Here is a 23,753-nt window from a genome sequence, read left to right as displayed (position 1 = left end):
TTTGGTTTGTGCTGGTTTTCTGTTGTTTGAATTGAATTGGGGATCAGGCCTTGGTGTTAGTAGTCGTAGTCGGTGCTCGCATTTTCAAGCAGTTTTACCGGATCCCAAACCACCTCTTCATTGTTAACCACAACATTCTCGAAACGGATATTTTCAGCATGTTCAACATGTACGCCACGGCCGGCGCTGTCTACTTTGAAATCCTTGATCACAAAGTCATGCACATCTTTTAGCTCGTGCCCTTTGATGTAAATTCCGTATTTGATGGCCTTTTTACAGCTTACATTTTCAAGGTAGATGGAGTGAATATTTGTCGGGAAATCCGTTCCTTCATTGTGGTAGTTCGACGTTACCATGAAGCAATCCTTCACTTCCCCGAGGTGTACATTTTTGACAAAAATATTCGAGATTTCGCCACCCCGATCAGGGTTTGATTTCAGGTAAATTCCTCGTTGTGCGTAGCCTGCAGCATCGCAATTTTCAACAAAAACATTACGAACCCCCGATGACATTTCGCTCCCCATCACCACTGCATTCAAGCCTTTGAAATGACAGTTGCGGATGATGATATTTTCGCTCGGCCGTTGCATGGCCCGGCCTTCGTCATCGCGTCCGGCTTTCACGGCTACGTTGTCGTCGTTGTTGTTGAAGTTGATGTTTTCGATCAGGATATCGCGTGAGTACTCGGGGTCGATGCCGTCGTTATTTTTATTTTGGGCGTCGTAAGTCAAACCTCGGAGGGTTGCATTTTCGCACATCAAAAGGTGAATGCACCAAAAAGGAGAGTCTTCGATTTTAACACCTTCAACCAGGATGTTTTTGCAGTTGTAGAATTGAACCAGTTGCGGGCGGAGGAAGTGTCCTTCTCCGAAAATCCGTTCTTCAACCGGTGTGTTTTGGTGGTTCATGTCGCGACTGAGCAACTGGTCGGGCTTCTGTTGACCGTGCCAGCCTGCAAATGTTTTCGAGCCTTCGCCGTCGATGGTGCCTTTGCCGGTTATGGCAATATTTTCTTTTCCGTAAGCGTAAATCAGGGGGCTGTAATTATACACAAGCGTTCCCTCCCAACTTGTGGCAACGACCGGCAAATAGGACGCCGGATTGGAGCTGAACCGCAGGGTGGCTCCTTCATCAATCTGAAGATTGATGTTGCTTTCGAAATGAATGGGACCTTCAACATACCAAATACCAGCGGGAATGATTACGGTACCACCTCCGGCCTCAGCGCAAGCTTGAATGGCTTTATCGATGGCCGGTTTACAGTCGGCCAATGAATCGGATGTTGCTCCAAAATCGGTAATCTGAAAATTGTTTTCGGGGAACTCGGGAGCTGAAATGCGAGCCAGTATTTCTTCCTGGCTATCCAGTTGCAATGGTTTTGACTTACAGGCTGAAAAACCAAAAACAAACAGGCAAAGAATGATTAGGTAACTGGTTTTCATTTGAGTCGGTTTGAAAAGAAAAACGAAGTATTGGCACTTGCTCTACCCACAAATCCTGCATCGACGTGCCAATACCCGTTATCTTCGTTCGAATTATTTAATCAGTCCGGCATTCATCATCGCCAATTGATGATCTAAGAATACCTTCAGTTTATCTGTGTTGTTCATGTTTGAGGCATCAAGTTCCCAGGCGCCACCGAAATAGTAAGTCAATTTCTGATCTTCAGGGCGCAAGACAATCACATGGCTTTTTACATCTTCCGCCAACACTTCCAGCTGGTCTTTTTTGTAGAAGATAAACATGCCCAGGTGGTCTTTGTTAAGCGACTGCACACCGAATGTGGCATAGTAGGCCCACTCTCCGTCGCCCTCAGCTGATTGTAAAATTTCAGTATCCGGCAAACGAATAATTCCGGTTGCCAGGCTGTCGATCGGGTTGCTGCTGGTCAAATCACATTTGGTCAGGTAGCTACCGGCTTTGATCGTCAACACGGAAGTCAGATCAGTTTTTCCACCGTCGAATTCCCAGCCCATATAATGGGTGGTAACTTTCGATTCGAGGTCGCCATTCATCGTGATTTCGGAGTACAAGCTATCGGTAACAGCCACGCGGTTTGCTTTGCCGTTTGCCCAGTGCGCAATTGTACCGATTCCTAAAGCATCTCCAACTTTCAGTATGTCGGCACCCCAGTCGCTCATTTCGTGGTACGAGTCAAAACCGTCAAGGCCGACTTGTTGCAGAACCATGCTGTCTGTTTTCTTACCGAAGATGTCAGTTGCATTTCTCCAGTCGAGGTAGAAGCGATAAGCAATTTTATCCGATTCCCAACCCGGGCCTTCGTAACGAATGTCGAAGGAGTGGTCGGTATGTTTTGGGTCAACCCACAAAGAATCGACGTTTTTCCAGGTTCCGCCAATGTATTCGTATTGCTCTTTTCCGCTTTTCTTTTTCACCCATTCCCAAACACCGCCTTCTTTAATTGAGATTTCGGCTTGGGTTTTCTTTGCGAATTCTGCCGGGTGTCCGCTTGTAATGCTGATTGTTTTTTCTTCGTTTGGTGCGAAATTTACTTGTGCCAGTATCGAACTAATCTGGTCTCCGTCGGCAATAAGCTGGTAGGGAACTTCAGTGTCACCATCCATCAATTTGAAGTGCTTCATTGTCGCTGCTTTCTGCAGGATTTCGGGAGCCGTAATTTCAACAACTAACTCGTTGACTTCTTCGTTCAGCGGGTTCGTAATTGTTGTGCTGACTGGTGATGAGCAGGCTGTCCAAAGCCCTGCCAGCAGCACTAAAAAGAATGCAATACGAGAGTTCATGTGATCTATTTTTGGTTAATTTAAGTCAGTGTCGATACTAGTTTGCCTCTACTTTTTTACCGTTAATGATGACGTTCTCCAAATGCAGGTTTTTAACGTCTTCGATTTGACTCACTTTTTCTACTCCGTTGAACGTACAGTCGCTGATGTAAATATTTTCAACGGCATTTTCGCCCTTAATTCCTTCCAGTCGCAAACCGTATTTTGCCGGTGTTTTGCCTGTCATGTCTGCGGTGATGTTCGAAATATACACATTGCGAACCATTGGCGGATAATTGCCTTGTCCTTCTTTCGGATCGTAAGAACAGTTAATGCGAATAACGGCATCTTTCACCTGGCCAACCTCAATGTTGCGAACGTAAAGTCCGTCGGTAACTCCCCCCCTGTGGTTGTTTGTTTTCAAGCGAATCGCGCGATCCAAATCAGGGCTGCTCATGACGCAGTTTTCCGCGAAAATATTGCGGGCACCAGCCGAAATTTCACTTCCGATTACAACACCTCCGTGACCTTCAATCATTTTACAATTGCGAATCAACATATTTTCGGTTGGAACATTGGGTTTGCGGCCATCTGAATTACGGCCCGATTTGATGGCGATACAGTCGTCGCCGGTATCAAAGATACAATTTTCAACCAAAACGTTTTTACATGATTCCGGGTCAAATCCATCGGAGTTTGGTCCCAGGCTCTCAATGTGAACACCGCGGAAGATGACATCCTTCGACAAAATCGGGTGAACCACCCAGAATGGTGAGTTGATGATTTTAATGTCTTCGATTTTCACTGAAGTGCAATTGATGAAGCTAACAAATTGTGGACGCAGGTAGAAACCTTCGCCGGCTTGACGCTCGAAAAGCGGAGCTTCTTCACGTTCCCATTTGTCCAATGCAGGGCGGCCAACGCCTTCGTCCAGCTGACTGGGCATGCCTTCTTTCCAACCGTATTGCGATGCACCTTTCCAAGGCCACCAGTTTTCGCTGGAACCTTGTCCGTCGATCGTTCCTTTGCCGGTAACCGCAAAATTGTTTTGTCCGTTTGCGTAGATAAGCGGGGAGTAGTTGAAAACGTCGTTACCTTCCCAGCGGGTTTGTACCAGCGGAAGGTAGTCGTTGGGGTTGGTTGAAAATTTCAAAACAGCGTTTTCGGCGATGTGCAGGTTCACGTCATTTTTCAGGTGAATCGCACCTGTCAGGTAAGTTCCGGCAGGAACCAACACAGTGCCGCCGCCAGCTTTCGAGCATTTGTCGATGGCTGTTTGAATCGCTTCAGTATTCAAGGTACTTCCATCGGCTTTCGCACCGAAGTCAACAATGTTGAATGTCTTGTCCTGGAATACAGGTTCTTTAATATTGTCGATTATTTCATAAATCTCGGCCCATTTTTTCTCGTCCTGGATCGCATTGGCTGACCAGCTTAGGCTTGAAAAAAGGAGAACTGCTAGAATAAATTTGAAAGATTTCATCGTTTAAGAATAATTGTTTTTTGAATTTACTGTTTCTGTCTCTGACAATCGCGTCAGTGTTCTCGATTTGAATCGGTAGCAAACTTAGTTGTTCTCCGGTTTATTTATTGGAGATAAATTGACTGTTATGTGGGGGTGAATTGTTACATGCCTTTTCTAAAGCCTTGTGTCGCGGGCGGATGATCGGGTTGTCGTAATGGAAAATGTCGTAATTTAAAACCGTTAATCTTTGCCGGAGCGTTGTTTTTTTTCAACTTTGAGGCACCAAAAATCGAAGGGCGTGAAGAATATCCTCAGTCTCATTTTATTGGTTGTTTTGTTGCTGTGCAGCGGTTCGGGTGGAGCTGTTGAGGTGGAGCGCTTCGAGGTTTTGAATACAACGGATGGCCTTTCGCAAAACGCGGTGCAAAGTATCTTTTGCGACAGTCGCGGCTACATGTGGTTTGGTACCATGGACGGCTTGAACCGCTACGATGGCTACAACTTCAAAGTTTATAAGACAGAATACAACAATCCGTACTCACTAACCAATAATCGGATCGTTTCGATTTGGGAAGACCGGCGCGGTTTTATCTGGCTGGCTTCGCACGATGGGCACTACCATTATATGGACATGCGCACCGAGCGATTTTATTCGTTTCCACCAACAGCAGAACCGGGAAACCCCCGTAACACACAAATTACCTCCTTCCTGGAGTTGAAGGACGATATTTGGTTGGGAACCAATAATGCCGGCGTGTATCGTTTAATGGCATCCGACGACGAGCAATTACCATACAAACTAAAAGAACTAAAAGGAACGAGCTCGGATGAGATTTCAAATCTGGCCGTTAACTTTATTATCACGGATCAGGATTCCTGCGTTTGGGTTGGAACACAAGCGGGATTGAATTTTTACACTGCCAGCGATCTGAGTCGGGAAGACGGTTTGAAGCCTGAAATGTTCTCTCGTGATCTGAATTTCACTTGTGGTGTGGCAAGCGGGCAAAACCTGTATTTCGGTACAAAAATGAACGGGTTATTGCGCATGGAACCGGATGAAAAAAAGTTGGATCGGCTTGCGATTGCCGGCTTGGATGATGTTGTCAGCCTTTTGCAAGTTAACAGGAAAGGTCAGTTGCTGATCGGTACACAGAGCAGTGGCCTTTTTGTTTGTGATGCAGATGGACATGTGCTTGATCATGATTTGGATGGCAAAACAATCGTTGATATCTACGAAGACAGTAAAGGTTATCTGTGGGTCACAACCGATGAGTTCGGTATTTACCTGGTAAAGCCTGATCTCGGCAAAGCACGTTTTTACCAGCTGGTTCCCGACGATATTCAGACGTTGGTTGACCTGCAGCGGCAGTTTTTATTCGAGGACCGCGATTCCAATTTGTGGGTGGCGACACATGGCGGTGGATTGGGGCTATTTGATCAGGAAAAAGAGGAATTTCGGTTTTTCAGAAACGACCCCAACGATCCCAACTCGCTGAGCTCAGATATTGCCTATTGTATTGCTCAGGATCATTCCGGACTGCTATGGATCGGAACCGGACAATTCAATGCGGGCGTCAATAAGCTCATTCCGGCAAACCCGCTGTTTCGGCAAATCAAGGTTGAACGAAGAGTAAAAAGTTTGACCGATAACGTGGTCCGGGCAATTTCGCAGGATAGCCGGGAAAATGTTTGGCTCGCGACAAAATCCGGACGACTTTATATTTATGATTCGGATTTCAATTTGCTTCATAAATTCGATGGTATTCCAACCGATCGGGGACGCTTGGGCCGGTTCAACGTTTATTCCATTTTGCAGGATAAGCGAGGTTACATCTGGTTGGGGTCTAAAGGAGGTGGTTTGGCACGTAGCCAGCGACCGCTTCAGAATTACAGGAACTATAACGAGCTTTCGTTTCAAATCTATCAGCATCAGCCATCCAACGAACAGTCGTTGTCGAACGATAATGTGTATTGCATCACCGAAGACCAGCAAGGGCGAATTTTAGTCGGAACTTACGGTAGCGGGATTGATGTGATTGAGAATCCAACTTCTGATCGGCTGCGATTTAAGAATATTTCAACCCAAAACAGCAACTTGTCGAGCAACGATGTGCGCTATATTCTGGAAGATTTAGGTGGTACGATTTGGGTAGCTACCACGTTTGGGCTGAACGAATTGATGAACTCGATTGCGGACGAACACCCGAGCTTTAATTCGTATTTCTACGATGTGAATTATGACCAAAGTTTGAGCTACAATGACTTGATCTATCTTTATGAAGATGGAACTCACCGCATGTGGCTCGGTACGTTTGGCGGTGGTTTGAATCGCATTCTGCAAAACTCGGACGACGAGGTTATTTTCAGCCACATCAACGAGCAGGAAGGTTTGATCAGCGATGCCGTATTCGGAATTTTGGAGAGTACCAACGGGGATCTGTGGATTAGCACGGAGAATGGGATTTCGCGTTATAATATTCAGTCGAAAGAATTTGAAAACTACGATACCAACAATGGATTGATGTGTAGCAATTTTTCAGAAGGAACCTGCTACAAGTTGAAAGATGGCCGCATGCTGTTTGGAACCTTGGACGGTTTGTTGATTGTGACTGAAAACGAGGTGAAGACCACTAATTTTCAACCGCCGGTTGTGTTGACGTCCTTCTCGCTTTTTAACCAGGAAGTGGATTATAAAGATGAAAACTCGCCGCTGCATACACACATCAACTTTACCCACGATTTGGTGCTCAAATACAACCAGTCGAGTTTTAGCATCGAGTATGCCGCTTTGAGTTATTTTGATCCGCAGAAAAACAGGTACTCCTACACTTTGGAGGGATTTGATGAAGGGTGGTATGACGTTCGCAACGAACGCAAAGCGACCTACACCAACCTTGCTCCGGGCGAATATACATTTAAGGTAAAAGCGGCAAATTGGGATGGTACCTGGTCGGAACAGCCACGCGAATTACACATTGAAATATTGCCGCCCTGGTGGAAAACAACATTGGCTTATGTCGCTTATTTCCTGCTTGTCCTGCTGATTTTCGAAATCTCACGCCGAATTTTCGTGAAATACAATCGGCTGAGTACCGACCTGCGCGTTGAGCGAAAAGTGAATGAGATCAAGCTGAAGTTCTTCACCAATATTTCGCACGAAATCCGCACGCCGCTGACCTTGGTTTTGGGGCCACTGGAAGATTTGAAGCGGATGAACAATCTGCCGGAGCAAGTGAAACAGCCGATTGCCATGATGAGCAGTAACGTTAAGCGGATGCTGCGATTGATAAATCAGTTGCTGGACTTCCGGAAAGTGCAAAATCAAAAAATGAAGTTGAAGTTGTCGGAAGTCGATCTCGCACCTTTCGTTTGCGAAATCTGCCGCAATTTCGATCAAATGGCGGAACAGCGGCAGATCGATTTTCAGCTTCCCGATTGCAGCGAATCTGTTTCGGTTTGGGTCGACCGCGAGAAGATGGACTCCGTTCTCTTCAACCTGTTGTCGAATGCGTTCAAATTTACCGCTCCCGGAAAACGGATTGCTGTTCGAATCGAAAAATCAGCTAACGAGAAGGAAGTTCGGATTTTGGTGGAGGACGAAGGAAAAGGGATTGCCAAAAATAAAATCGGTATGCTTTTCCAACGGTTCACAGCCTTGTCGGACGAGAATTCAGAGTACAGCGGAAGTGGAATTGGACTGGCTTATTCCTACGAATTGATGAAGTTGCATTACGGCGACATTGAGGTGCAAAGTGAGGAAGGGCAGGGCAGTGCGTTTACGATTTCGCTGAAAACCGGGAATAAACATTTTAGTGCGGATGAGCTGAATTACAAGGTGGCAGATCAGTCGAAAAGCATTTCACATACCGACGAACTGGAGTCGGATGCAGAAAGAGGTACAGCAACAGAAACAGTAACAGGTTCGGAAACACTTGCCGGTTTGAAGGTGTTGGTTGTTGAGGATCAGACCGACATTCGTCAGTACCTGACTTCCATATTGAATGGGCATTTTCAAATCCTTCAAGCCGGAAACGGGCAGGAAGGCTTGGAGCTAGCCCGTGCAAAACACCCGGATTTGATTGTGACTGATTTGATGATGCCGGTGATGGACGGGAATGAAATGACACGTGAGATCAAAAACGATTTCGAGTTGAGCCACATCCCGGTTGTCATGCTTACGGCGAAGTCAGCGATTGATTCGCAGATTGAAGGAATTGAATCGGGTGCCGAAGCTTATGTCATTAAACCTTTCAACTCGGAATATCTGCTGACTGTCGTTCAGAACCTGATCAAGCAGCGCAAAAATGTGCTCGACTATTTCAACAAGTCAAATCCATTCGCCGGCGACATAAAGATCACGAACAAGGACGAGGAGTTTTTGAAATCAATCGTCAATCTGATCACCGAAAATTGCCAGGATTCGGAGTTCAATGTTGATGCGCTGGTAAAAGAAACTTCGCTGGGACGGACGGTCTTTTACAACAAAGTAAAAACACTCACTGGCATGAGCCCTGTGGAATTTCTGCGAAATACGAAACTTCAGGTTGCTGCGCAATACCTGGTCTCCGGCGGTTATAATGTGTCGGAAGCTGCTTATCTATCCGGCTTCAACGATCTGAAATACTTCAGTAAGAAATTTAAAGAGCGCTACGGCGTTACGCCCAGCAAGTACGGAAAAGAAGATCAGTCGACTTAAATTATATTGCTTTGAAAAGAATTGTTTTCCTCATAGCTTTCATCGTAATCACTTGCTTGGCACAAGGGGCTGGGCAGCGTAAATTTACCCGTGCGGAAGACGCTTTCCTGAAGGAGCTGACCAAGGAACTGGAGGGTAAAGTGAAACGGAATGAGCCGGGCAAGCGCGACATCCGCATTGACAAATACATCCCGCAGTCGGTTGTGCAGCTAACGCTGACGGTTTTGGTGAAAGAGGATGACAATGTAGGCATTGATGAACCCTGGTTTTTGGTGCAGGAAGGCGAAAAAAGTATCGCCACTGTGTTGCGGGTACTTGGGAAACGAATCGTAATCTCCTATGACGATGAATTGAAACTGCTGATTTGTATGACGCTGGGCGACAGTCCTTCAGCTCAGTAAACTTTTCCTGAAACAGAATTGTTCCTTTTCTTACGTGTTGACGTATATAAAAGGAAAAGAGCTAACTATACTTACAAATCTAAAATCCTAAGGCTATGAAGAAATTCCCTGAACTATGGATTATCGGCTGCATTGTATGCGCGTTTTCGTTTTTTCAATCGTGCGAGAAACCAGTTGAAGAGGTTGAAAATGCCGATTCAGCAATTCTAAAATCCGCAGACGCTTCAAAAATCTCATACATTATCACCCTCTCAGATGAAGAGTTGGATTCCGAGTTAATCGAAACACCAGACTACAAGCAAAAGAAAGATAAGGTTTTGGATACGGCGACAAAGCTGTTGAAAAAGCTGGATATTACGGACGGAGAGATCGAATATGTCTACGGTTCGGCGATCAAAGGATTCGCTGTTAAGTTACCTCCCGGGCAGCTCCGCAAGCTGGAGGGAGAGTCGATTGTTAGTCGAATTGAGGAGGATCAGATCGTTAGTTTGAGTCCAATCCAAATAAAAAAAGGAAAACCTGGTGGCGGTACAACAACTCCGCCGCAACAGTCCATACCTTGGGGAATAGCGCGCGTAAACGGAGGAGTTGATGCAAGCGACAAAACGGTTTGGATAATTGATACCGGTATTGATTTGGATCACCCGGATTTGAATGTAGATGTTGAGCATAGCGTGAATTTTATTTCCCGCGATTATACTCCGGATGATCTTAACGGACATGGAACGCACGTGGCAGGAACAATAGCTGCGTTGGATAATTCGATTGGTGTTGTTGGTGTTGCTGCCGGTGCGAAAGTGGTTGCTGTTAGAGTGCTCGATCGCCGGGGAAGCGGAACCGTTTCAGGCGTCATTGCCGGAGTGGATTATGTTGCTGCTAATGCCGCCAGCGGGGACGTTGCAAATATGAGTTTGGGGGGAAGTCCGTCCACGTCCCTGGACAATGCGGTGATTGAAGCAGCAAAAGCTGGAGTACTCTTTTCATTGGCCGCCGGCAATGAGTCTGACGATGCTAATAATCATTCACCGGCAAGGGCTAACCATGCCAATATCTACACGGTGTCAGCAATGGATAGCAACGATACATTCGCTTATTTTTCCAATTACGGAAATCCGCCGATTGAATATTGTGAACCAGGTTACCGTATTTATTCTACCTATAAAGATGGCGGATATGCTACTTTGAGTGGAACATCGATGGCGGCACCGCACTTGGCTGGTGTTTTAACCCTAGGTACAGTAAAAACGAATGGTTACGTGAAATCAGATCCTGATGGAAATTCGGATCTGATTGGCGTGCATTAATTGGCAATTTTTTAAGCAGTCATAACAAGTCCCGGCTAAACGTCGGGATTTTTTTGTTAGTGGCTGTCAATTCCATGAATCATGTACAATGAATGTTCAATGGTTGGGAGAATCTCCTGGCAATATTCGGTAACCGCTTTTACGCTGCCCGGCATAGCGTAAATCAGGCTTTGCCCAATCAACCCTGCAATTCCGCGGCTCAGAAGGGCGGCTGGCTTCTGCATCCCATATTTCACGCGGATCAGTTCCATGATACCCGGAATTTCTTTATCCAGCATGGGACGAATCGTTTCGGGGGTGATGTCGCGCGGTCCGATTCCGGTACCTCCGGTGGTGAAAATAATGTCGAATTCGGTGTTTACGGCTGCTTCAATCTCGCCTTTTAATAAATCTGCCTGATCAGGAATCAACGCCTGCTCGAATGCAACGTGGCGGTTGATGCTTTCGAAATGCTTTTGACTGAGATTCTTGATCTGCGGGCCACTTTTATCGGCATATTCACCTTTGGATGCCCGATCGCTAAGCGTGATGATTTTGATGCGGACAACTTTGGGTTTGTACTGAAGTTTTGCCCCGGCTTGTAACTCACCTTCCTGCATTACACGGGCGAAAATACCTTCCTTTGGCATCACGCAGTTACCCACTTCCCTGAAAATAGAGCAATTGTCGCCGTGGCACTTTTTACCAATCTGAGTCACTTCCAGTTCCACGTTTTCTCCGACGAAACGATCCAGTGGCTTGGCGGTGTGTAGCAACAAGCCTTCGGTTGTGATGTTCTCGGCGAACTCGCCAAACGCGATATTGCGGCCGGCTTCCTTTGCGAATTTTTCAATACTTTCGCAGGCAAGCAAGCTCACCTGTCGGTGCCATTTTCCGGAATGCGCATCACCCACAACCCCGATATCTGTAAGTTTAATGGTGTCAACGGGCTTTTTGATTGTTCCCTTTTTTTCGGAAATATTGACGGAGCGAACAGCGATAGAAGTATTCATGCGGTTAGTTTTTACAGGTCTGATTTTGTTTTTTCCAATAGCCGAACCTGGTTGATCACCATGGCTTTGTCGACGGCTTTACACATGTCGTAAATGGTGAGCAGGGCGACCTGCACGCCGGTGAGCGCTTCCATTTCTACACCGGTTTGGCCAATACATTTGGCTGTGCAGGTTGCACGAATACCATCCTCCAGCAATTCGCAATGAACTTCTACTTTGGTCAGCAGCAGTGTGTGGCAAAGCGGAATGAGCTCGCTGGTTCGTTTTGCCGCCTGGATACCAGCAATTTCGGCGACAGTAATGACGTCGCCTTTTTTTATTTGATTTTCGCCAATTAGTTTGACGGTTTCCGCATTCAAGCTAATGAAGCCTTCCGCTGTGGCCGAGCGACTTTGTTGGTTTTTGTTTCCAACATCAACCATATTGGCTCTTCCTGCGTCGTCGATATGTGTTAGTTTTTTCATAAAATTTCATATTTTAATTTAATAGTCTTGAGTCTTGAGACATGAGTAATGAGACTGAAAAACAAAGCTACTTACTTTTCTATCTCTTGTTTCTCGCTATTCATTACTCAGTTCTAACGACTCGTTACTCATTCATCATCCCCCGATATTATAAAATTCGCCCGATTTGTTGTAACTACCGGCTTTCGGTTTGTGCCCGATTGCCCGATTTAGCGCTTCTTCGGCTCCGAGTTGGCGAATGTTGAAAGCCAGATCACTGAAAAGGCAAGGCTTAATATCACCGTTTGCCAGCAACCGAACGCGATTGCAGCGGTTACAGTTTCCACCTTCGCCTCCTTCAACTTTGGAGAACTCGCCACTTTGGAGGTCCATTTGATGAATGAACCTCAGATCAAGCTCGTTGGCTTCACAGAAATCTTTCAGCAGCTTGATCTCTTCATCGGGCTCTCCTAACAAAACACAGTTTACTTTGATTGGCGCAAAACCAGCCTTTTGTGCTGCTTCGATCCCGGCAAAAACATCTCGAATGTCACCGTTTCTGGTAATCTGGCAATAGCGATCCGGGTTCAAGGTATCGAGGCTGATGTTGACACGTTTCAAGCCCGCGGCTTTCAGTTCGTGCGCAAATTTGGGGAGCAAAATGCCATTTGTTGTCATCGCTAAATCTTCCAAGCCATCGATAGAGGCCAATTTCTCAACCAGCGTGACGATGTCTTTTCGAACCAAAGGCTCGCCTCCGGTCAAACGGATTTTGGTGATTCCGCGGGAAACTGCCAGGCGCGCAAACGCTTCGATTTCCTCGTAGCTGAGAATCTCGTTGTGCTCCATCAATTTGATGCCATCGGCAGGCATGCAGTAGGTACACCGCAGGTTGCAACGATCGGTGACGGAGATGCGCAGGTAGTTGATATGTCGTTTAAAGCGGTCGTACATAGACGGTTGTTCCTTTTGGAATTGAACTCGTTCCTTCGGGGATTACCATAAACCCGAAGGCTTCATGATAGGCGTGAATGTGAGCCGAACCATGGTAGCGGATCGTCTCCACCTCATTTTGGTCGTTAATTTTCACCGGAATAAATTCCTCGCGGTCTGCTTTGCGTCGCTGGTAATCGGTAGCCAGAGGGAGTGGCAGATTCACTTCGGGAGCCGAATAACCCATGAGTTGCCTCAAAAAGGGCTTGGCAAATATTTCGAATTGGATGAAAGACGAAACCGGGTTGCCGGGAAGCCCGATGATGTATTTGTTTCCGTTGAAAGCAAAGGTGGTGTGCTTGCCGGGTTTCACGGCAATTTTATTGAAAAGGATTTCGAATCCCAACTGCTCTATGATTGCCGGTACGTAGTCGAAATCGCCAACCGAAACTCCACCGGAAATCAGTGTCAAATCATTCTCATCAACCGATTTTTTGATCGCGTCGCGCGTCAGGTCTTCGTCATCCGGTACGATGCCGTAATAGTTCACGGCACAATGGCAGGAAGCCGCCTGCATGCGCATTTGGTGCCCGTTGGAGTTCCGGATTTGGGACGCCTGCGGAAAGACATTTGGCTCCACCAGTTCTGATCCGGTGGAAATAATGCCAACGCTCGGCTTTCGATACACTGACGGAGAAACACAACCAACGGAAGCCAGCATGGCCATGTGTTGTGCTTTCAGGACTGTTCCTGTTTTTAATACCAGGTCGCCGGTTTTGACGTCCTCGCCTAATAGACAAATGTTGCTGTTTGTTTTAGCGCCGGTAAAGCGAACTTGCTTGCCCGCGTTTACTTCGCTTTGTTCGACCATAAATACCACATCTGCACCCGCGGGCACTGCTGCTCCGGTCATGATTTTCGAACATTGTCCTGGTTTTATTTCGAATTTTGGTGGCTTACCTGCTGGAATAATTTCCAGCATTTCGAGCCATTGACCCAAATCCTCTTTTCGACAGGCGTACCCGTCCATTGCCGATTTGTTGAAGGGTGGCATGTTGACGTCGGAATAAACATCTTCGGCCAAAACTCGCCCGCCAGCCTCATTAAAAGCAACTTGCTCGGCTGGTAAAACCATTGCTTTTGTGGAAGCAAGTTGTATAGCCTGTTGCAGTGTTATCAAAGTTTGAGCTTCCATTCGTTTTCAAAAATTAGATGATCGACGGTGGGCGAATAGCGCTCTCCATCGGAATAAACAATTAGGTCAGCGACTTTTTTATTGATTTCCGTCGATGGTTTTTGCTCTGCATTTTCGCGAAGTACAAAAACAAATAAGCCGGCATCAATTACATGATGCATCGCTGCCGATTCAATGATAATGGGCTCGTTCGCCTCCAAGTAGGGGAGCAGCGCCATGAAAGCGAGCTCCAGTTGTTTGTCCTTCGCCTGGATGTAAAACGAGCGGTGTGCACCGTTTTGCAGGTACAATGAGCTGTCTTTGTTTGTTTCGCGGTTCGTTTCCTCAAATAGCTGAAAGTTGGTGTCTTCAGCCAGAATTTTTAATCCGGGTGTCGGATCGTAAAAATGCGAGGATACTTTGACGGTGATTGGCTTATGGCCGGATAACTTTTCGACCAACTGACAGATAAAAGTTGTCTTGCCGGAGTTTTGTCCGGAACCTGCCACCAATAATATATTTGCCCAATTTTGTTTCATGTCTAAAAAGAAAAACCCCGTTTCAAATTTCATGAAAAGGGGAATCTCAGGCAATTTATACTATTTAATTCGAGCCGTGATTTTCTCCTTTCCAAAGTCATTCACCCCCTGGTGAAATCGGGAGGCCAAACCGTTTCCGGTTTAACCCATCGGTTTAAAAAACTTATGCCTGGCACTTAGCTTTATTAAACTCGGAGTCTGAACACAAATATACAAATATCTACATCTGTTGTTCGGTGTGGCTGCTATTTAGAATAATTATAGCGCCTGTTATAAAACAACAGGATGGGATACAAGTTTGCCAAAGTGGATGAGTTGTGGAAAATACTCTTCGATTTCTCAAATTTTCCCCAGAGTAAATCAGGTGTTGTTTGAATGTGCTCGGATTTAATTTGCAGATAATTAGCATTTTGCGTGCTTGTCGCCTGATCCGGAACGAGGGTTGCATTTTAAAGAGCAAATAGAAATTAGAAGCTATGAAAATTGTAATTGTAAATGATATTAAAGGAGACCATGAGAGTATTATCCCATATGGCCTGAATATGGCGAAGTATTTGGAAGCTGAAGTGATTTTGGTTCACGTAGTAGACCCACGGGTGCAACAAGCTGTACCAAGTGTCGTTGCCGATTCGTCGAGTATTTCACCGGGCGAAAAGCAATTGGCGGATGAATTTTATCGTAAGGAATTGGAACAGAGCAAACAGGAGCTCGATGACTTTTTGAGTCATGAGATTTCCCGTTTGAACTACCCGCTGAAGTGGGAGCTGGATTTGCGTATCGATAGTATTGAGAATAGGTTGAAAACGATCGCCGAAGAGTATCCGGATTCGATTTTTGTGATGAGCAAAACGCCCGACAATTATATTTTCGATTCGCAGAAAGAAACGATCGACATCAGTCAAACTTTTAGCGGTCTTTGCTTGTTTGTACCGGCCGGAGAGCAATTTGTTCCGTACAGTTCAATCCTGATTCCAACCGGATTTACCAACGAGGAGAAAGATGGAATTAACCACTTGGCCTGTTTACTCAATCATTTTCTACCAGTTGTGAATTTACTGGGGAGACCTGAGAGAAAAGGCGAGAAAGAAATGACAACGTTGATGGATATTGATCAACTATTTCCGAAGGCAACTGTTAATTATAAGGTCTTGCAAGAAGGCAATTTTGACGATGAGTTCATTGACCATGCCCGGATTTTGTCGCCCAGCCTGGTTGCTGTGGTCGAAGAAAAAAAGGGTTTCTGGAGCAAATTGTTTAAAAAGGAATTGATCCGGAAGCTTCTGAAATCCAGCGATTGTCCGGTTTTATATTCCAACTACGATGCGAATTAGACACAGTTTTCATCATAAATTAAAAAGCTGAGAAAATGAATAACAGAAGATTAGTAAAATTAAGTTTTTGGGGAACGATGCTATTGTTGGTCGCTCAGGCATGTACGTCGGGTACAAAGCCGGCGGATCATGATCACGACATGGTTATGCACGATAAAGTGATGCCTGCTCCGGCTGATAACGGAGTTGAAAAAGCGATTTGTGTGTTGCAACCGACCGAAGGAAATACGGTATCGGGAACGGTGACGTTTACCAAAACCGATGGCGGTGTGGTCGTGAAAGCAGAAGTTTCCGGTTTGACACCGGGTAAACATGGTTTCCACATTCACCAATTTGGCGATTTGACTGCACCTGATGGTACTTCAGCAGGCGGTCACTTCAATCCTGAAGGCCACGATCATGGTGCGCCAACCGGCGAAATGAGACACGTTGGCGATTTGGGTAACCTGGAAGCCAATGCCGAAGGCGTTGCGATTTATGAAGTAACTTACCCATCGATGACCTTTGCCGGTCCTGAATCAATCCTGGGACGCGGAATTATTGTGCATGCTGATGAAGATGATTTGGTTTCACAACCAACAGGAGCGGCTGGAGCCCGCGTTGCGATTGGTGTGATCGGTGTGGCAAAACAATAAAAATATCGATTGATTTATAGTGATACCTGACCGGAATGCTATTTGTAAAAATTCATTTCGCTCAGGTATTGCCATGTTTTGTAGGGTAGGAAATGGCGGACGTTTTTGCCCTCTTTTATTGAATTCCGGATAAACGAAGCAGAAACCTCCATTAAAGGGGCATCAACGAGTTGGATGTTTTCGAAGCTCGCCCAGTTATTTGGATCAAATCCGGGCCGCGGGTATACTAAAATCCGGTAGTTCGCCAGAAGTTGTTCGTAGTTTTTCCATTTGTGCAGAAACTCGAGGTTGTCGGAACCCATGATCAGCAAAAATTCATGCTGCGGGTACTTCTCCTGCAGGTGAGCCAGCGTATCGATCGTGTAAGACGGTTTGGGCAAGCCGAATTCAATTGAATTAGCTGAAAACCGGTAGTCGTCGTCGATTGCCCTGTTCACCATTTCCAGGCGCTGATAATCGTCCAGCAAATGTTTTTTATTTTTGAAGGGATTCTGCGGACTAACAATGAACCACAATTTCTCAATTTCGGTAAAGTCGAGCATGTAGTTGGCAATGGCCATGTGCCCGATGTGAATGGGATTGAATGTGCCGAAATAGAGACCTACTTTCATGGTTGCGATTTCAAAATTTAGTTGTTCAATTTCAAAACGATGAAATGCAGTTTTGGTTTAAGTTTTTTAATTCCAGAGGAACTGTGTTTGCCCCGAAAACGTTTATTGGCGGATGAAATCAGTTACCAGTTTGTCGGCATTGGCCAAGGTGACAGGTAACTCTTCGCTGACCAAAACGACATCGAATTGCGGGGCGAAAGTCAATTCATATTCAGCTTTTGCCACGCGTTTTTCAATCACTTCCGGCGCATCGGTTGAACGGCCGACCAAGCGTTTACGAAGTTCTTCGATGGAAGGAGGTTGCACAAAAACAGCCAAAGCCTCGTTGCCGTAATATTTTTTGATATTCACACCACCAACCACATCCACGTCAAACACAACGTGCTTGCCTTTGTTGCGGATTCGTTCCACTTCAGCTTTCAATGTTCCGTAGCAAGTGCCTTTGTAAACTTCTTCCCATTCCAGGAATTCGTCGGCCTGCACTTTTTGTTGAAACTCGTCAGGACTCAGAAAATAGTAGTCAACACCATGTGTCTCGGTATGTCTGGGAGCACGGCTGGTTGCCGAAATCGAAAATTCCAGTCCGAAATCCTGCTGTAATAAATGCTTGACGATGGTTGTTTTGCCTGCCCCCGACGGAGCTGAAAATATGATTAGCTTACCTTTTTGCATAATAAAGTCAAAAGTGTAAAGTCAAAAGTCAAAAGTGAGAGGCGCTCATTGGGCTTTTGATTTCTTTACGATTGAGGCCAATATCTTCTTTAATTCTTCAGATTCATTTACCAAAAATTCCAATTCCGCTGACGGAATTTCGCTGGCTAAGTGAGTAGCTTTAATAATTCGTAACCAATAGTTGCTTTCGCGCATTTCCTTTAAGCAAATCTCAACCTTGAAAATAAAGTCCGCTTTAGAGCTGCCAGCTTGCGATTCTTCGTAGTTGGCTCCTGATGAAGTAGCTGATTTCGTCAGTTGGTAGCGAATAACTCGATTTTCTTGATTTGAAGGAATTTCGCGCAAAAATTTGATTACATGAACAGCAAAATTGAAAAGCCTTTCCATCAAATCTCTTTCCATAGGTCGATTTTTGTTTTTTTGACTTTTGACTTTTGCTTTCTCACTTTATCTTCTACAATACGTTCAACAGCTGTTCTTTGATTCGCTCCAGTGCGTCTTTCATTTGAACGACTAAGCGCTGAATGTTGCTTTCGTTGGCTTTGCTACCAATGGTATTGATCTCGCGTCCGATCTCCTGTGCAATGAAGCCCAGTTTTTTACCAACATCCTGCGTGTTATCCAGTGTTTCCAGGAAGTATTCACAGTGGTTGGTCAAACGCACTTTTTCTTCGTTGATATCCAGTTTCTCCAGGTAATAGATCAGCTCTTGCTCGAAACGGTTTTTATCCATATTGCCGTTCAAGGTAATCTCGTTCAAGCCATCCTGAATTTTAGCTTTTACATTTTCGATGCGTTGCTTTTCGAAAGGCTCAATTTGGCTCAGCAATTGCTGAATATCGGAGATGTTCGAGCGGATGTCTTTTTCTAAGGCAGCACCTTCCTGAACACGGAATTCCTCAAGAGTGGCAATCACTTTCTGAATGTTTGCGAAAATAATCAGCCATTCGTTTTCATCCAGTTCCTCATAAACTGTCTTAACCGTATCGGGCAAACGCATCACGTTTTGCATGATTTGCTCCGAAACCGGAAGACCAAGCTTTGTTTGAAGCGCGCTCAGTTGATTGAAATACGCGGTAACAATTGACTCGTTGATCGCCGAATTACTTTCTGTTCCGAGGTTTTCGAGGAATAGCGAAAAGTCGACCTTACCGCGAATCAGTTTTTCAGAAATCTCTTTCCGAATGATCAAATCTTTTTCGCGATAAAGCATTGGCAGACGCGAGTTGATATCCAGTTGTTTACTGTTCAGTGATTTCAACTCCAGTGTAATCTTCTTATTTCCGCTTTCAAATTCGGCTTTACCATAGCCGGTCATCGATTTGATCATGTGTGTATTTATTTAAAGGTGCCCAAAGGTACAATTTTTAGTTGAATAGTGTTCGCCAAATAATCGCTTGGTTTAGCCATCAAATCAGGCGATCACGCCGGAGCCGATTAACTCGTCGCCCTCGTACCAGGCAGCGAATTGGCCGGAGGTAATCCCGCGCTGCTCGTCGTCGAACAACATGTAAATTCCATCCTCATGGCGGTAGAGTGTTGCCTTTTCCAGCGGTTGGCGATAACGGATCCGAACATCGTATTGACGCGTTTCACCAACTTCCATGGCGATATCGGTTCTGATCCAGTGAATTTCTTCGTTGGAAATAAATAGTCCAGGACGATACAATCCAGGATGTTCGGAGCCTTCACCTACATAAATGATATTGCGTTTCACATCGGTTCCGATGACGAAAAGCGGCTCGTTGTGCCCGCCAATATTCAGCCCTTTACGTTGGCCGACGGTATAGAAATGGGCGCCTCCGTGTTCGCCAATGATTTTGCCGTTCCAAGGTTTGTACGGGTAAGCGAAACACAATTTCCGGAAATTCTCGGGTGTGCGTTCTACCTGTTTTTTCTTGGCGATGAATTCGGTCGGTATTTCAATGACGTTGCCGGTTTTCGGTTCCAGCTGTTGCTGAAGAAAAGTCGGCAAGTCAACTTTTCCGACAAAACAAATTCCTTGCGAATCCTTGCGGGTGGCAGTGGGTAATTGTTGCTCAGCGGCAATGCGACGAACTTCGGGTTTGTCCAAATGGCCAATTGGGAATAGCGCTTTGCTTAACTGGTCTTGATTCAATTGACAAAGAAAATAGCTTTGATCTTTATTGTTGTCGGCACCGGCGCGAAGCTGGTAAATCATTTTTCCGTCTTTTTCGAATTCGCTTTTTTGGCAGTAATGTCCCGTAGCAACAAAGTCGGCGCCGTGTTTCAGACACTCGTCCATAAAAATATCGAACTTGATCTCACGGTTACACAGTACATCCGGGTTTGGCGTCCGCCCTTTGCTGTATTCGTCGAACATGTAGTCAACGACCCGCTTTTTATAGTGTGTGCTCAGGTCGACAATGTGAAAAGGCATATCCAGTTTTTTTGCAACCATCTCCGCAATCAACGCATCATCTTCCCAGGTACACTGCCCGGTAAGCGTGCCGGTACGATCGTGCCAGTTAATCATAAATAATGCGATAACCTCGTAACCCTGTTGTTTTAGCAGATACGCTGCCACACTCGAATCAACTCCCCCCGATAAACCAATAACGACCCTTTTCATATTTCAAATTCCAAATTTCAACAGTGAAAAAAAACTTACTTTTTGCCCGAATTGATTACATTCTTGCTATCAGTAAATTGAGCGCAAAAGTAGGACGAAAATCGGAAATAGACAATTTATAAAGTAGGGTGACGAGACTTTGTTTGGGAATATTGGAATAATCATTGTGGAGAGGTGGCCTGTGGATTCCCCAAAATTTGGCTAAACGTCGGTAAAATCTCTGATTCGATCGGTTTGGTTTGAAGTTTTGGTAGTTCCTATTCAACTTTGACACGGATTATTTTTTAAGACAAATAACTATTAGAACTACCATGAAAAAGTATTTGATTTTACTTGCTATTTCTGTTATTCCCTTTGTAGGATTTTCGCAATCCCGTTTCTTCGTTAACCTGAATGGCGGTTGGGACTACACAACCGATAAGTATTATAATTACAACAATTATGATATTTATGAGCACGACGGTATGGAATACAGTTTGGGTGCGTCAGTTGGGATGAAATTCTCGGATGTTGTACGTTTTCGGGTTGAGTCGAGATTTGGACAGTACAGCTACGGACAGTCCTATTCTGGAGCCGATTTGTTAAACACTACCATGACTCTGGACTATTTCAGCATCAGCCCCTACTTTGATTTTCGGGTTTGGACGAAGAACAAGTTTGAACTGTTCTTGTCGCCCGGTTTGAAATTGGAGTACATCTCTGATTCAGATCAGGAAACACAAAAGACAGATGGATCAGTTTCTGACGGGAGCTACGTTTCATCAGCTTATTCCGAAAATATGAGTGGTTTTGCAACTGCTGCGATTTTAAAATACAATATAAACAAGCATTTGGGATTGACACTTTCACCGGAATACACGCTCTACTTTAAAAAGTTGTATGATGGCAACGATTCGAATATGAAGCGTTTTTCAACCCGTCTCGGAGTTGAATGGTATTTTTAAACCGGAGGAAGACATGAACATGGGTTAGAATAATCGTTGGCTTTATAGCCAGCGATTTTTTTGTTTTAGTGACAACGAAAAAAGGTATCCCACCACAGGATACCTCTATTTGCTTTTAGAAATATATTTACACGTATGTAAATACGGTAATTCAAAACTTAGGCGAGGAAACTTGGTTCCTCTTTTTATTCAGATACAACAGTTGCGGTCAACGCGGCGTCAACAGTTGTTGTCGTCGCATCGCTAACAACCGCGTCGGCAACAGTTAATACATCGTAGCCGGTTGCTGTGAACTTAACTGAATAGGTTCCCACTGGAATGTTTCCTGCTGCGTAAACTCCATTTTCGTTCGTCGTTGCTGTTGCAATCACAGTGCTTTCTCCATTCAGGATTTCGACTGCTGCAGCTTGAATCAATGCTGCTGTGCTCACATCTGTAACAGTTCCTGTAATAGTTCCTAGTGGCAGCTCGAGCAGAACGTTCGCTGTAGCGACCATGTTTGTTTCAACATTCGTGGTGGCTGAGAAATCTTTGTAACCATCAGCAGTTGCTGAAACAGTATATTCGCCGGGCAGCACACCTATGATGGCGTAGTAGCCGTTGTCGCTGCTAATGGCGATGTAGGTGTTTGTTCCGTCGGTAACAGTTACCTGAATACCAACACCGGGGACTTCAGACACAACGCCGTCAGTTAATTGCTGAACGGAAACGTAGCCTTCCACAGTTCCGCTAATATCTTCAGCAGTTGCGCGGATAACCGGTTTGAATTTGAATCCGGTAATTTCTTTTCCGTTTTTAGTTGGGTTTCCTTGTACCAGGAAGCTTTGAGCCACGTCAAAATCAACGATTAGAGCCGCAGCGTTCCCTCCGCGCACTTCCAAATTGCCATCGATTTTTACTTTCAGGCCGCTGCTGGTGCCGCTGGGAATTTTGAGATCGTAGGTTTCGCCACCGGCATCTTCAGTCAGCACAACCTCTGCACTAACAATATGAAGTCTGATTTCGCTGTAAGTGCCAATCGGGAATTCTTCAAAGTCGGCTAAGACAGCTACCGCGCCATTTTGCAGATCCAACAAGTTGAAGGAACTTTCTTCTGATGAAAGGACAGACCAGCCGGAATCGTCGTCTTCCGAAGAATCGTCGTTTACTTTTTTGATCGATACTTCGTCAATTACCACATTAACTTCAGCAACCAAATCACTTGGGAATGGAGCGTCGGTCAGTAAAATTTTCAAACTTCCCTTTGTTGAATCATTTCCTGAGATACCGTCGTCGGTACTCGTACATGATGAGAAAATACCTAACGTAATAGCAGTTAATAATACCAGGGCCGATTTAATTTTTCTTTTCATAACTCTTCTGTTTTTCTGTTAAAAGGATTTCGTCATTCGATTTGAAAGAGTAATGAAGGTCTAATGAGCGGCTAATGATTTTCAAGGCTGAATCCAGATTGGCAGTTTCCAGGTTTCCACTGAAAAAGTGGCTACCGGCGGTTTGCAATTGGATTTTTACCTGGAAGAAATTTTCAAGGTCGGAAACAACCTGCTGTAAATTTTCGCCGGAATAATTTGTCGAGAAAAGAGCGGAAGTAGGGTAGGCTGACTGTATTTGTTGCGTCGTTAACAAGTCATCTTTTTTGAACTCTTTAGAGTAGCCTGCCGGAATTTCCTCTTCCAACTTTTTGTTTGCGTACAAAACTTTTCCTTCGAAACAACTTACTTGCAAGTTGTCTTCTTTTTCGGTCACCAGAAAACGGGTGCCCAGAACGCTCACACTACCTTCATCGGTCTTTACAATAAACTTATTCCCCTTTTTTACCTCGAAGTAGGCTTCGCCCTGCAATTCTATTTTTCTATTCCATCTATATTTGGGAAAGCTGATCGAGCTGTTTTCGCTTAGCACGACCCTTGATTGATCGGGTAAGCGAAAAGATGCAGCCTGACCAGTACTCTCGAAACGCGTCTGACTAAAAAGAAGAAGTTGAAGAAGGAAAATCAGGATGAGAGAAGCAGCGGTTGAAATTGCGATTCGATAAACAGGACTTAGTAATAGTGCTCCGTGCTCAGTCCGTCGTCTTTTACCTTCTTCAATCTTTCTCAGAGTTTCTTTGTAAGCAGCATGTTTGTCTTTTCGTGCCGGAATGCTGTAAGCACGAATTACTTGTTCAATCCTGTTTTCTGAATTCGGAAGAACAAGTAAGGCAGAGAATAGACTTATTTTGCTTGCTTCAAACATGTCGTTTTTTTCGTTGTCTGAAGCTATTATCCTTTCGAAGGGAA

General features: G+C 45.1%; 21 protein-coding genes and 1 riboswitch. Of the genes, 6 read left to right on the top strand and 15 right to left on the bottom strand.

Annotated elements, in window-relative coordinates; translation table 11 throughout:
• Positions 1-56: 56 nt before the first annotated feature.
• The 3 genes from BC643_RS07095 to BC643_RS07085 form a co-directional block, all read right to left on the bottom strand.
• Positions 57-1,442 (bottom strand): glycoside hydrolase family 28 protein, encoded by a 1,386-nt coding sequence (locus tag BC643_RS07095; protein WP_120272428.1) that lies wholly within the window; start codon positions 1,440-1,442, stop codon positions 57-59.
• A 93-nt stretch (positions 1,443-1,535) separates the two neighbouring features.
• On the bottom strand, positions 1,536-2,762 hold the full coding sequence (locus BC643_RS07090) for a DUF4861 family protein (protein ID WP_120272427.1): 1,227 nt from the start codon (positions 2,760-2,762) through the stop codon (positions 1,536-1,538).
• A gap of 37 nt (positions 2,763-2,799) precedes the next feature.
• Positions 2,800-4,224, bottom strand: coding sequence for a glycoside hydrolase family 28 protein (locus tag BC643_RS07085; RefSeq protein ID WP_120272426.1), 1,425 nt, complete (start codon positions 4,222-4,224; stop codon positions 2,800-2,802).
• Positions 4,225-4,504: 280 nt separating this feature from the next.
• Between BC643_RS07085 and BC643_RS07080 the strand changes: the two genes are divergently transcribed.
• The 3 genes from BC643_RS07080 to BC643_RS07070 all read left to right on the top strand — a co-directional run bounded on the left by BC643_RS07080 (position 4,505) and on the right by BC643_RS07070 (position 10,607).
• Positions 4,505-8,902, top strand: a complete 4,398-nt coding sequence (locus BC643_RS07080; RefSeq protein WP_170154488.1) for a two-component regulator propeller domain-containing protein — start codon at positions 4,505-4,507, stop codon at positions 8,900-8,902.
• An 11-nt stretch (positions 8,903-8,913) separates the two neighbouring features.
• Positions 8,914-9,303, top strand: coding sequence for a hypothetical protein (locus BC643_RS07075; protein WP_147377161.1), 390 nt, complete (start codon positions 8,914-8,916; stop codon positions 9,301-9,303).
• Between the two features lie 95 nt (positions 9,304-9,398).
• Positions 9,399-10,607: a S8 family peptidase gene (locus BC643_RS07070; protein WP_120272423.1), complete on the top strand. Its 1,209-nt coding sequence runs from the start codon at positions 9,399-9,401 to the stop codon at positions 10,605-10,607.
• A gap of 56 nt (positions 10,608-10,663) precedes the next feature.
• On the opposite strand, the gene BC643_RS07065 is transcribed toward BC643_RS07070, so the two are convergent.
• The 5 genes from BC643_RS07065 to BC643_RS07045 form a co-directional block, all read right to left on the bottom strand.
• Positions 10,664-11,599, bottom strand: coding sequence for an MOSC domain-containing protein (locus tag BC643_RS07065; RefSeq protein WP_120272422.1), 936 nt, complete (start codon positions 11,597-11,599; stop codon positions 10,664-10,666).
• A gap of 11 nt (positions 11,600-11,610) precedes the next feature.
• The gene (moaC, locus tag BC643_RS07060; RefSeq protein WP_120272421.1) at positions 11,611-12,063 is read right to left on the bottom strand and encodes a cyclic pyranopterin monophosphate synthase MoaC; all 453 of its coding nucleotides are present in this window, start codon (positions 12,061-12,063) and stop codon (positions 11,611-11,613) included.
• A 135-nt stretch (positions 12,064-12,198) separates the two neighbouring features.
• The gene (locus BC643_RS07055) at positions 12,199-12,996 is read right to left on the bottom strand and encodes a GTP 3',8-cyclase MoaA (protein WP_120272420.1); all 798 of its coding nucleotides are present in this window, start codon (positions 12,994-12,996) and stop codon (positions 12,199-12,201) included.
• A complete protein-coding gene (locus BC643_RS07050) occupies positions 12,980-14,170 on the bottom strand; it encodes a molybdopterin molybdotransferase MoeA (protein ID WP_120272419.1) in 1,191 nt (396 codons plus the stop codon). The genes BC643_RS07055 and BC643_RS07050 overlap by 17 nt, the downstream gene beginning before the upstream one ends.
• The gene (locus BC643_RS07045; protein ID WP_147377160.1) at positions 14,152-14,688 is read right to left on the bottom strand and encodes a P-loop NTPase family protein; all 537 of its coding nucleotides are present in this window, start codon (positions 14,686-14,688) and stop codon (positions 14,152-14,154) included. The genes BC643_RS07050 and BC643_RS07045 overlap by 19 nt, the downstream gene beginning before the upstream one ends.
• A gap of 69 nt (positions 14,689-14,757) precedes the next feature.
• A riboswitch (molybdenum cofactor riboswitch) is annotated at positions 14,758-14,897 on the bottom strand.
• Between the two features lie 267 nt (positions 14,898-15,164).
• Between BC643_RS07045 and BC643_RS07040 the strand changes: the two genes are divergently transcribed.
• Both BC643_RS07040 and BC643_RS07035 read left to right on the top strand, forming a co-directional pair.
• Positions 15,165-16,019, top strand: a complete 855-nt coding sequence (locus tag BC643_RS07040; protein WP_120272417.1) for a hypothetical protein — start codon at positions 15,165-15,167, stop codon at positions 16,017-16,019.
• A gap of 35 nt (positions 16,020-16,054) precedes the next feature.
• The gene (locus BC643_RS07035) at positions 16,055-16,654 is read left to right on the top strand and encodes a superoxide dismutase family protein (protein WP_211338004.1); all 600 of its coding nucleotides are present in this window, start codon (positions 16,055-16,057) and stop codon (positions 16,652-16,654) included.
• A 38-nt stretch (positions 16,655-16,692) separates the two neighbouring features.
• Here the strand turns inward: BC643_RS07035 and nadD are convergent, their stop codons facing one another.
• The 5 genes from nadD to mnmA form a co-directional block, all read right to left on the bottom strand.
• Complete coding sequence (gene nadD / locus BC643_RS07030; protein ID WP_120272416.1) at positions 16,693-17,265, bottom strand: nicotinate (nicotinamide) nucleotide adenylyltransferase; 573 nt, start codon at positions 17,263-17,265, stop codon at positions 16,693-16,695.
• 102 nt (positions 17,266-17,367) lie between these two features.
• On the bottom strand, positions 17,368-17,937 hold the full coding sequence (gmk, locus tag BC643_RS07025) for a guanylate kinase (RefSeq protein ID WP_120272415.1): 570 nt from the start codon (positions 17,935-17,937) through the stop codon (positions 17,368-17,370).
• 45 nt (positions 17,938-17,982) lie between these two features.
• The gene (locus tag BC643_RS07020; protein ID WP_120272414.1) at positions 17,983-18,339 is read right to left on the bottom strand and encodes a four helix bundle protein; all 357 of its coding nucleotides are present in this window, start codon (positions 18,337-18,339) and stop codon (positions 17,983-17,985) included.
• Positions 18,340-18,391: 52 nt separating this feature from the next.
• Complete coding sequence (locus BC643_RS07015; RefSeq protein WP_120272413.1) at positions 18,392-19,267, bottom strand: YicC/YloC family endoribonuclease; 876 nt, start codon at positions 19,265-19,267, stop codon at positions 18,392-18,394.
• An 84-nt stretch (positions 19,268-19,351) separates the two neighbouring features.
• On the bottom strand, positions 19,352-20,530 hold the full coding sequence (mnmA, locus tag BC643_RS07010) for a tRNA 2-thiouridine(34) synthase MnmA (protein WP_120272412.1): 1,179 nt from the start codon (positions 20,528-20,530) through the stop codon (positions 19,352-19,354).
• Between the two features lie 311 nt (positions 20,531-20,841).
• On the opposite strand from mnmA, the gene BC643_RS07005 reads away from it, so the two are divergent.
• Positions 20,842-21,474 carry an outer membrane beta-barrel protein gene (locus BC643_RS07005; protein ID WP_120272411.1) on the top strand — a complete coding sequence of 211 codons (633 nt, stop codon included), beginning with the start codon at positions 20,842-20,844 and terminating at the stop codon, positions 21,472-21,474.
• 185 nt (positions 21,475-21,659) lie between these two features.
• Here BC643_RS07005 and BC643_RS07000 read toward each other — a convergent pair whose 3' ends face one another.
• The gene (locus BC643_RS07000) at positions 21,660-22,826 is read right to left on the bottom strand and encodes a DUF4382 domain-containing protein (RefSeq protein ID WP_120272410.1); all 1,167 of its coding nucleotides are present in this window, start codon (positions 22,824-22,826) and stop codon (positions 21,660-21,662) included.
• On the bottom strand, positions 22,810-23,709 hold the full coding sequence (locus BC643_RS06995; RefSeq protein WP_120272409.1) for a FecR family protein: 900 nt from the start codon (positions 23,707-23,709) through the stop codon (positions 22,810-22,812). The genes BC643_RS07000 and BC643_RS06995 overlap by 17 nt, the downstream gene beginning before the upstream one ends.
• Between the last annotated feature and the right edge of the window lie 44 nt (positions 23,710-23,753).

The sequence above is a fragment of the Mangrovibacterium diazotrophicum genome (assembly GCF_003610535.1).
In the GTDB taxonomy this organism is placed as follows: Bacteria; Bacteroidota; Bacteroidia; order Bacteroidales; family Prolixibacteraceae; genus Mangrovibacterium; species Mangrovibacterium diazotrophicum.
This window is presented reverse-complemented; position numbering and strand designations above follow the sequence as displayed.

What these genes read in the sequence shown, in the direction of transcription:
- gmk (WP_120272415.1), bottom strand. Translation starts at nt 17,937, where the DNA reads ATGCAAAAAGGTAAGCTAATCATATTTTCAGCTCCGTCGGGGGCAGGC.
- moaC (WP_120272421.1), bottom strand. Translation starts at nt 12,063, where the DNA reads ATGAAAAAACTAACACATATCGACGACGCAGGAAGAGCCAATATGGTT.
- BC643_RS07090 (WP_120272427.1), bottom strand. Translation starts at nt 2,762, where the DNA reads ATGAACTCTCGTATTGCATTCTTTTTAGTGCTGCTGGCAGGGCTTTGG.
- BC643_RS07015 (WP_120272413.1), bottom strand. Translation starts at nt 19,267, where the DNA reads ATGATCAAATCGATGACCGGCTATGGTAAAGCCGAATTTGAAAGCGGA.
- BC643_RS07040 (WP_120272417.1), top strand. Translation starts at nt 15,165, where the DNA reads ATGAAAATTGTAATTGTAAATGATATTAAAGGAGACCATGAGAGTATT.
- BC643_RS07065 (WP_120272422.1), bottom strand. Translation starts at nt 11,599, where the DNA reads ATGAATACTTCTATCGCTGTTCGCTCCGTCAATATTTCCGAAAAAAAG.
- BC643_RS07020 (WP_120272414.1), bottom strand. Translation starts at nt 18,339, where the DNA reads ATGGAAAGAGATTTGATGGAAAGGCTTTTCAATTTTGCTGTTCATGTA.
- BC643_RS07095 (WP_120272428.1), bottom strand. Translation starts at nt 1,442, where the DNA reads ATGAAAACCAGTTACCTAATCATTCTTTGCCTGTTTGTTTTTGGTTTT.
- BC643_RS07005 (WP_120272411.1), top strand. Translation starts at nt 20,842, where the DNA reads ATGAAAAAGTATTTGATTTTACTTGCTATTTCTGTTATTCCCTTTGTA.
- BC643_RS07045 (WP_147377160.1), bottom strand. Translation starts at nt 14,688, where the DNA reads ATGAAACAAAATTGGGCAAATATATTATTGGTGGCAGGTTCCGGACAA.
- mnmA (WP_120272412.1), bottom strand. Translation starts at nt 20,530, where the DNA reads ATGAAAAGGGTCGTTATTGGTTTATCGGGGGGAGTTGATTCGAGTGTG.
- BC643_RS06995 (WP_120272409.1), bottom strand. Translation starts at nt 23,709, where the DNA reads ATGTTTGAAGCAAGCAAAATAAGTCTATTCTCTGCCTTACTTGTTCTT.
- BC643_RS07055 (WP_120272420.1), bottom strand. Translation starts at nt 12,996, where the DNA reads ATGTACGACCGCTTTAAACGACATATCAACTACCTGCGCATCTCCGTC.
- BC643_RS07085 (WP_120272426.1), bottom strand. Translation starts at nt 4,224, where the DNA reads ATGAAATCTTTCAAATTTATTCTAGCAGTTCTCCTTTTTTCAAGCCTA.
- BC643_RS07035 (WP_211338004.1), top strand. Translation starts at nt 16,055, where the DNA reads ATGAATAACAGAAGATTAGTAAAATTAAGTTTTTGGGGAACGATGCTA.
- BC643_RS07000 (WP_120272410.1), bottom strand. Translation starts at nt 22,826, where the DNA reads ATGAAAAGAAAAATTAAATCGGCCCTGGTATTATTAACTGCTATTACG.
- nadD (WP_120272416.1), bottom strand. Translation starts at nt 17,265, where the DNA reads ATGAAAGTAGGTCTCTATTTCGGCACATTCAATCCCATTCACATCGGG.
- BC643_RS07070 (WP_120272423.1), top strand. Translation starts at nt 9,399, where the DNA reads ATGAAGAAATTCCCTGAACTATGGATTATCGGCTGCATTGTATGCGCG.
- BC643_RS07050 (WP_120272419.1), bottom strand. Translation starts at nt 14,170, where the DNA reads ATGGAAGCTCAAACTTTGATAACACTGCAACAGGCTATACAACTTGCT.